Raw genomic sequence first — 8,593 nt, 5'->3', positions numbered from 1 at the left:
CTAACCTGGAAATAGGGGCTTGTTTTGAGTTAACCATACCTCATTGAGAGTGCGAGTTGACAAATAAACCACTCGTGACATCAGTTGGCGTCATCGAGTAAACGGATAACGGTCATCAGCGTTGTTATAACTAACAGAGAGCCTGTATTAGTTATGTCATTCGAGTAAACTACGTAGTTACAGCGATCAATATATCTAAAACTATAAATCGCACGTAGAGCTGAAATCGCCGATTAAATACTGTAGTTAAATAAGATAGATATCGTTACAAATAAATCTTTTAGGCAATCTGTTAACTTACGGGCTATAATTTAACCTCTATGGGATTAATAGCCTATAGTAAAGGAGCGGATGAATGTCAGATAAGACCATCCTCCTGGTGGAGGATAATCCGGATGACGTTACACTAACTCTACGTGCACTTAAGAAAAATAACTTGCTAAATGAAGTGGTTGTGGCCAGGGACGGGGTGGAAGCTCTGGATTTTTTATTTTGCGAAGGCAGTTATAATAATCGCGTACCGGAACATCTACCGGAATTAATTTTACTGGATTTAAAGTTGCCGAAAGTGGACGGCCTGGAAGTGCTTAAACGCATACGAGCGAACGATCGTACTAAATTATTGCCCGTTGTTATTCTAACTTCGTCCAATGAACAGAGCGATATTATTTCCGGTTATGAGTTAGGCGTAAACAGTTATATAAGAAAGCCTGTCGATTTTGAGCAATTTATTGAAGCCGTAAGACAACTGGGGCTTTATTGGCTAGTATTAAATCAAGCACCTCAACTATAACAACGAAGTCATAGGGAACTACATATATGAATACATCGCTACGTATTTTGATAGTGGATGATTCTGAAAATGATACGCTCCTTCTTGTAAGAGAACTAAAACGCCAAGGTTACGAACCCGATTATGAACGAGTTTGCGTAATTGACGCGTTGAAAGCTTCCCTGTTAAATCACACCTGGGATTTAATTATCACTGACCATTATATGCCGGAGCTTAATTCCGGTGATGTAATTGCCACCGTCAAAGATATGGGTGTGGATATACCTGTGATTATCGTATCTGGCTTGATTCCGGAAAAGGCAGCCATTGCGGCGATGAAAGCCGGTGCGCAGGATTATATTATGAAAGACAACATGGCTCGTCTTATTCCTGCGATTGAAAGAGAGTTAAACGAAGCCAAATCCAGAGCCGCTCGTGCCGAGGCTGAAGACGCTTTAAATTATATTTCCAGTTATGATCCGCTAACTAATTTGGTTAATCGAGCGGAGCTGGAGCGGCGCCTGCAGCGTGCATTGAACTTGAGCCAGGAACGGAATCAATCGCATGTGTTCATGTACATCGATATCGACCAGTTTAAAATCATTAACGACACAGCCGGTCATGTCGCAGGGGATGAGTTGATTCGTCAAATGGCTGGCATGCTTAAAAAACATATTCGTGAAAGCGATACCCTGGCACGATTGGGGGGTGATGAATTTGGTGTGTTACTGGAAAACTGCCCGGATACATACGCCAAAGAAATCGCCAGGGAAATTCTCAAGATGATTACGGATTTTCGATTTTACTGGGAAGAACACCTGTATCATGTGGGTGCAAGTATTGGTTTTGTAGAAATCAACCAGAAGAATGTTACCAGTGTTAACGAGATTCTTAGCGCGGCAGACGTTGCCTGTTATACAGCAAAAGATCAGGGTGGTAATCGAATAAAGGTATATCGCAAATTCGACTACGAGATGACAAAACGTTATGGTGAAATGCAATGGGTTTCAACGATCAATCATGCCCTGGAAGAAAACTGGTTTCGCCTCTATAAACAATCTATCTTTCCTGTTAGTACAAAAGCAACTGATCCAGAGCGATGTGAATTTTTAATTCGTTTGATGGATCGTGATGGCACTTTACGAAGCCCTGATGATTTTATTCCAGCCGCAGAACGTTACAATTTAATGCCCAAAATAGACCGCTGGGTAATAGAGAACGTATTTAGTTATCTGGCCAGCCTCACTGTAAATTACGGTGGTGATAAGGCCAAAGACCCGACGTATTTTATTAACATTTCAGGAATGTCATTGAGTGATTCGTCTTTTTATGTTTTCGTAAAGGAAAAGTTAAACGAATATAATATTATGCCACACATTATCTGTTTCGAAGTTACAGAAACTGCGGCTATTGAACACTTAAGCAACGCGGTGGAATTTATCAGCAAGATCCGTTCTGATGGCTGTTGTTTTGCTTTGGACGATTTCGGATCCGGTGTGAGTTCTTTTGCATACTTGAGAACGATTCCGGTTGACTTCATCAAGATTGACGGTACTTTTGTAACCCACATGGAAGAACAGCCGATGGACCGAGCGATAGTAGAAGCAATAAATCATATTGGACATATTGCAGGTAAAAAGACGATTGCAGAATTTGTTGAGAATGACGAAACACTGGTTCAATTACAGGAAATAGGTGTGGATTTTGTGCAGGGATTTGGTCTGGAGTCACCGCAACCATTACAGACTGATATGGATGAAGTCGTTACGCCTCTCTAGTAAAGTTGCGCAAAATAATAAAACACAATTTTTTCATAATTCCTTTTTCTGACTTATTCCATTCTCTCTCGATACCAGGTGCAGCTTTCCATCAATCCGTTCGCGGCTCGTCGATTGGCGTGATGGCGATTAGCCATTTTTAGTGCGAATTTTCTCTAACAAACATGAATAAATTCCTTTAAAAACAATAAATTAAAAGGCTATTTAAATAGTTACAGAAATCTGTGGCTGAAATATAGACAAATCTAATCCAGGAATTTGTGGTTTATCGATAACGGAAATTTTTATCTGATCGTGGTTTTGCGGTAACAATCAGTGGTATGGTGCGTCAACTGTTAAGCACTGGGTTTCGCAGCGTGATAAGTTTGTGATATTTTTCGTGGAGTATATTCAGTGCACGTAACAAAAGTCTATCTACTTATTATTTGGAGGATACGAGTCTATGAAAGTCACTAAAACTACTGGAGTCGCCTTAGCTGTTGCTGCTGCTGGCATGTTTGCAATGGCGCCTATGACTGTAACGGTTGCCGGCGAAGGTAAAGTACATTGTTATGGCGTTAACAAGTGTAAAGGCCATAATGATTGCAAAACAGCCAACAATGCGTGTAAAGGTAAGGGATCTTGTAAAGGCCAGGGTTTTCTAAATATGTCTTCCAAGGAAGAGTGTGAGAAAGCTGGCGGAAAAGTTGGCGAGTAATATCTGGTTTGCAAAATAAAGAGCAGGCAAGCCGTTGTGGTGAGCCTGCTCTTTGTTTGTTAGCCAGAAGCTTCGAACCATAAAAATTCTGTTTTAGAAAAGTATAATGACGTGCTTTAGATAGCACTATGTTGGATCTCTATTTATGGCCCACACTGAATCCACTTCTCAATCAAGTATAAAGAAACCAGATTCAAATTTTCTCGGTTATGGTTTAGGTTTGCGCACTGAATACTACGATGAAATATTAGAAACCAGTCCGCCAGTAGACTGGTTTGAAATATTATCGGAAAACTACATGGTCAAGGGTGGTAAACCGCTTTACTACCTTGATGCGATTCGTGAACGTTACCCGGTAGTCATGCATGGTGTATCCATGTCAATTGGCGGCACTGATCCTCTGGATTTTAATTATTTGAAGGATTTAAAAACATTAATAAATCGTGCCCAACCACGTTGGGTGTCTGATCATTTGTGCTGGACAGGGCAGGGTGGAAACAATTTGCATGATTTAATGCCTTTGCCCTATAACGATGATGCGATAAAACATGTGGCGGACAGGGTGAAAGTCGTACAGGATTATTTAGGTCAGCAGATTTTACTGGAAAACGTATCCAGCTATGTGACATACAAACACTCAATAATGAGCGAATGGGAATTCTATTCGCGGATAGTCGAAGAAGCGGATTGCCTGATGTTGCTGGATATTAACAATATCTATGTGAGTAGCCGTAATCATAATTTTGATTGTATGGAATACATAAACGGTGTTCCAGAAAATCGTGTTCAACAGTTTCATCTTGCAGGTCATACTGACTATGGTGATTATGTTATAGATACCCATGACCACCCCGTGGTTGATCCAGTTTGGGAGTTGTATGCCAGGGCATTACAGCAATTTGGACCCGTCGCTACCATGATAGAACGGGATGATCGTATGCCACCCTTTGAAGAACTCATGACAGAATTAAACCAGGCGCGTACTATCGGTAATAGAGTCTTGAGTAACGCAGCGTAATATTTGTATCGGCAAAAGTTTTACAGAAGACAATAGATGAATCCAGTACTTAAAGATTTGCAGTCTGCATTCAAGCGGCATTTAATGGAGCGAGATCCTGCCATAGTTGATCTTATTGCGGGATCAGATGGTCTGGGTGCTGATGTGCGACTCGCTATCTATGGAAATGCCTACTATGCGCGATTAATTGAATCACTGGAGCAGGATTACGAAGCAGTACATGTGATGTTGGGTGATGAGGAGTTTACCCGATTATGTACGCAATACATTGACACATATCCCTCTAAATTTCCTTCATTGCGCTGGTTTGGCCAGTACATGGCGCAATTTCTAGCCGAACATAAACCTTATAATGACCATCCTTATCTGCAGGAACTGGCGGTTTTTGAATGGACCTTTATCGAAGCATTTGATGCTGAAAATGCATCCGTGATGACGGAAGCTGATGCAGCGCAGGTGCCGGCGGATAAATGGCCGGAACTGCGAATTAAACTCCATCCTTCGGTACGTTGGTTTGATTATGAGTGGAATATTTTGCCAGTGTGGAAGGCGGCAACCAGTGATGAGCCTGTTCCTGAATTGAAAAAGCTGGAACATAAAGAAAGTTGTGTTGTGTGGCGCCAGGAACTAATGACGCAATATCGAACAATGGATGCTGATGAAGTTGTTTTGCTTCGTGGCGTTGATGATAATGATAATTTTTCGCAACTCTGTGAACGCCTGACGGATATGGGTATAGAGGCTGAGCTGGTTCCCATGCGTGCGGCTACGATTCTGAAAACATGGATAACATACGGAATGGTATCCTCCCTGGAATTTGACTAATCCCGCCTCAGTTTATCTGACACAGCAACTGGTGTTGGATATTTAAATACGACGGCATATGAAGACGCAATAAACGTCAATATTGTACAAACCTGGATAAGGTAACCTGCTTTCATACTAATGATTTGCATATCCATGGCAAGTACGGCAATCAGTAATGAAAATTCACTTACCTGTCCCAGTCGATAGCCGATTTCTTTTGAATCCTCGGAGCTTTCGCTGGTACGTTCCAGTAAAAATTTAAATGTAATCGGTTTTATGATCAACAATAATATGGCCAGCAGCGCAGCAGGAATAATAACCGTTTGTGCGACATCAATGTGAAAGTTGGCACCCAGGCTGAAGAAAAACAATACCAGGAAAAAATCACGCAGTGGTTTTAACATTTCGGAGATAAATAAAGCGATCGGATTTGAGGCAAACGCTACGCCTGCGATGAATGCGCCAATTTCATGAGACAGGTTAAAGCTGGCTGCTAATTGCGCTATTCCAAGACACCATCCGATAGTCACAACAAATATAAACTCCTGAATTCTATCAAACTGGGCAATTATTTTTATTAGTATGTAGCGATGAAATAAATAGGCAAAAAGAGAAATACCTAATAGCGCAATAAACAGTATTGCCAGGTCCTTCCATGGAAATTCACTGCTTTCGCCGGCTTGCAGTATGGTTAGCACGATGATAGCTAAAATATCCTGCAGTAAAAGTATGCTGATTATAATTTCACCTTGTTTGCGGTGATGCAGTACAGTAGTCGGTAATAGTTTGAGGCCTATGATGGTGCTGGAAAACATTGCTGCCGCACCCATTATTAATCCCTCTGTGAGCCCAAAACCAAAACCAGCTGCAACCAGAAATCCGACAATAAAAAAAATCAGCGAACTAACAGCTGTTATAAAAGTAGTCTTCCTCACCAGGTGAAGAAGTTTGTCAACGGGCAGATTTATACCCATTAAAAATAAAAGAAAAATAATTCCTATGTGAGAAATCTCTTGAATGATGACTGGATCAGTTACGAGCTTTAATCCGGAGGGGCCAAATAAAAGGCCGGCTAATATGTAAACCACTAATAATGACTGGCGCGCATAAAGTGCGGACGCTGCTAGAACAGCAGCGCCCGTAAAAATTAGAAACAGGGTAAACAGGATCGATTCTGTTGCCATAATCTAATAATAGATGATGTTAGTCGATTTTATATATTGTTATGAAACAGACGAGCAGGAAATTGGAGTAAACAGCCGCATTAGTCGGCTGACCCGGCTAGTTGATTTGCCACTGTGATCTACTTTGACGGAATGTCAGTTTTTCTGGTTTTGTTGCGTATAACATCGTTAAAGATTTTTACCCAGTACACTGAAAATTGGCTTCCAGCATTCTGGTTGATTTCTTTAATCGCCTGCGAAAAGGAGAGTTTAGCCGCACGATTGGCCCTTTGGTTGGTCATCGCTTCAAATGCATCTGCTATAGCAAGTATTTTAGCACCATCGCATATGTGGTCGCCCGTTAAACGATTTGGGTAACCTTTCCCGTCTTCCCGTTCGTGATGTTGAATAATTATCTCTGTTGCCTGTAACCAATAGGTATTGTCGCCTAATAGCGCGGCTCCCATACGAGCATGCAATTGCACAGAACGAAATTCTTCCTCGGTTAATTTTTCACCTTTATGTAATAAATTCAGCGGTAAAAAGGCCATGCCAAAATCGTGTAGATAAACTGCAGCCTCCAATTGTTCCGAATCCACTTTGGAACCACTTTCTTTATTCATCTCCAGAGCAATATTTAACAGGCGTTGTGATCGCCCGTTCCAGAAAGGTGAACGTCGTTCTGCGCTTTCGATGATTTGGGAAAAGAATCGTAAATCTTCTAACTCTTCTGATACCAGGTTCACATTGTTTGTCACACCAAGCGACGAAATACCAGCCTTCGCAGTTGCGGATAGATTCCCCTGGTACAGATCAATGACGTGTTGACAATGTTGCGGCAGATTGTATTGTCCTGCACTGGCAAGTTGCTGCAACTGGTCCTGTATTTTAAGCGTCAGGCTGGTGTCGACAGACTGTTGTGTGCGCAAGTTATTACAGAGGAAGCCGACATGGTCTATGGTATGCAGCACTACATCACCTAATAACTTGTCAAACAGCAAGTCATGCTTGCGCATTTTATCCAGAATATTTTCCAGTGCGTGAACAAAGTCAGCAATTACATCCAGCCCCATAAAATGAGCGTTACCCTTGATGCTGTGTACTTTTCGGAACAGGTCGTTAAGCAAATCTTCGTCATTGGGATTATTCTCCAATGTAAGCAGGAGTGTTTCGATTTCAGCGTGTGCTTCATTATACTCGGCGACGAATTCGTTAATTACACGGGATTCAATGCCATGCCCAAGCGTTACCTGTTGTTGCGCCATAGTGATGAGATCCAACCCCCAGTTGGTGGTTTCATATAAATCGAGAATGCGTATTGTAATGGGGTAGGCTGAAACACCATGCTGGCAATTTTAATAAAATGCCAGCTGTAATTTAGTGTTCAGCTAAATAATATAGCGGCAGTTCAGTGGGTGGAATTGAGCAATAAATGAAGCGACAACCTGTACGTAACCCATTGTTAATAAAAGGTTAATTGGTGTATTTTGGATGGTAAAAGGAATCTATTACAGTTTTTGGATTTTTTCCAGTTGGGCGCGAAGGTTATCGAGTGCCGACTGCAATTCGGTTAATTTCTGCCGCTCTTTCTCTACGACATCGGCCGGAGCACGATCCACGAAGTTGGCGTTCTCTAACTTGCTGGTAATTCGTTGTACATCTTTTTCCAGTTTCTCGATACCTTTGCTCAGGCGGGCAATTTCGGCTTCCTTATCGATCAAGCCAGCCATGGGGATAAGCAATCGCATGTTACCAACCAGGGCGATAGCCGATTCGGGTGCTTTATCATCAGCCTGCAGCCACCGAATCGATTCTGTTTTTGCCAGTGTGCTTAGTAGCAATTGATGTTTTTCCAATAATTGCTGATCAGCGGCATCGCCATTTTGCAACAACACCGGCAGTGGTTTGCCCGGTGGAATATTCATTTCGCCACGAATTTTCCGAATACCCAGGATAAAATTTTTCACCCATTCCATTTCTTTAATAGCATCGGCATCCAGTAAGGACGTATCCTGTTCAGGGTAAGCCTGGCTCATGATAGTCTCGCCAGCATTTCCCACCAATGGAGCAACACGTTGCCAGATTTCTTCGGTGATAAACGGCATAATGGGATGCGACAAACGTAAAATAGCATCCAGGACAGTGACAAGTGTCTTGCGGGTTCCGCGCTGCAACGATTCACTGCTATTTTCGTCGTTAAGCACTGGTTTTGATAATTCCAGGTACCAGTCACAATATTCGTTCCAGGTAAAATCGTATATGGCTTGTGCCGCCAGATCCAGGCGGTAATTGGCAAAGGCTTGTTTCATTTCATCAGCCGTTTGTTGCAATCGGGCCATGATCCAACGGTCAGCGGCT

Annotated in this window: 8 protein-coding genes; 5 read left to right on the top strand and 3 right to left on the bottom strand. The window is 42.1% G+C overall.

Annotated elements, in window-relative coordinates:
* Positions 1–355 precede the first annotated feature (355 nt).
* The 5 genes from ACWVCM_RS07205 to ACWVCM_RS07185 all read left to right on the top strand — a co-directional run bounded on the left by ACWVCM_RS07205 (position 356) and on the right by ACWVCM_RS07185 (position 5,090).
* The gene (locus ACWVCM_RS07205) at positions 356–793 is read left to right on the top strand and encodes a response regulator (RefSeq protein ID WP_455201050.1); all 438 of its coding nucleotides are present in this window, start codon (positions 356–358) and stop codon (positions 791–793) included.
* Between the two features lie 26 nt (positions 794–819).
* Positions 820–2,550, top strand: coding sequence for an EAL domain-containing protein (locus ACWVCM_RS07200; protein WP_455201049.1), 1,731 nt, complete (start codon positions 820–822; stop codon positions 2,548–2,550).
* A gap of 442 nt (positions 2,551–2,992) precedes the next feature.
* Complete coding sequence (bufA2, locus tag ACWVCM_RS07195; protein WP_455201048.1) at positions 2,993–3,247, top strand: BufA2 family periplasmic bufferin-type metallophore; 255 nt, start codon at positions 2,993–2,995, stop codon at positions 3,245–3,247.
* Between the two features lie 145 nt (positions 3,248–3,392).
* Complete coding sequence (gene bufB, locus ACWVCM_RS07190; RefSeq protein ID WP_455201047.1) at positions 3,393–4,265, top strand: MNIO family bufferin maturase; 873 nt, start codon at positions 3,393–3,395, stop codon at positions 4,263–4,265.
* A gap of 36 nt (positions 4,266–4,301) precedes the next feature.
* Positions 4,302–5,090, top strand: a complete 789-nt coding sequence (locus ACWVCM_RS07185) for an HvfC/BufC N-terminal domain-containing protein (RefSeq protein WP_455201046.1) — start codon at positions 4,302–4,304, stop codon at positions 5,088–5,090.
* Here ACWVCM_RS07185 and ACWVCM_RS07180 read toward each other — a convergent pair.
* The 3 genes from ACWVCM_RS07180 to ACWVCM_RS07170 all read right to left on the bottom strand — a co-directional run.
* On the bottom strand, positions 5,087–6,256 hold the full coding sequence (locus ACWVCM_RS07180) for a cation:proton antiporter domain-containing protein (protein WP_455201045.1): 1,170 nt from the start codon (positions 6,254–6,256) through the stop codon (positions 5,087–5,089). The two genes, ACWVCM_RS07185 and ACWVCM_RS07180, sit on opposite strands and share 4 nt — an antisense overlap.
* 119 nt (positions 6,257–6,375) lie before the next feature.
* Positions 6,376–7,500, bottom strand: coding sequence for an HD domain-containing phosphohydrolase (locus tag ACWVCM_RS07175; protein ID WP_455201044.1), 1,125 nt, complete (start codon positions 7,498–7,500; stop codon positions 6,376–6,378).
* Positions 7,501–7,743: 243 nt separating this feature from the next.
* A partial coding sequence (locus tag ACWVCM_RS07170; protein WP_455201043.1) for a class I tRNA ligase family protein occupies positions 7,744–8,593 on the bottom strand: 850 nt, incomplete at its 5' end.

The sequence above is a fragment of the Kaarinaea lacus genome, from assembly GCF_975902315.1.
Note: the sequence above shows the minus strand (reverse complement) of the source record. Positions and strands in the feature narration are given on the sequence as shown.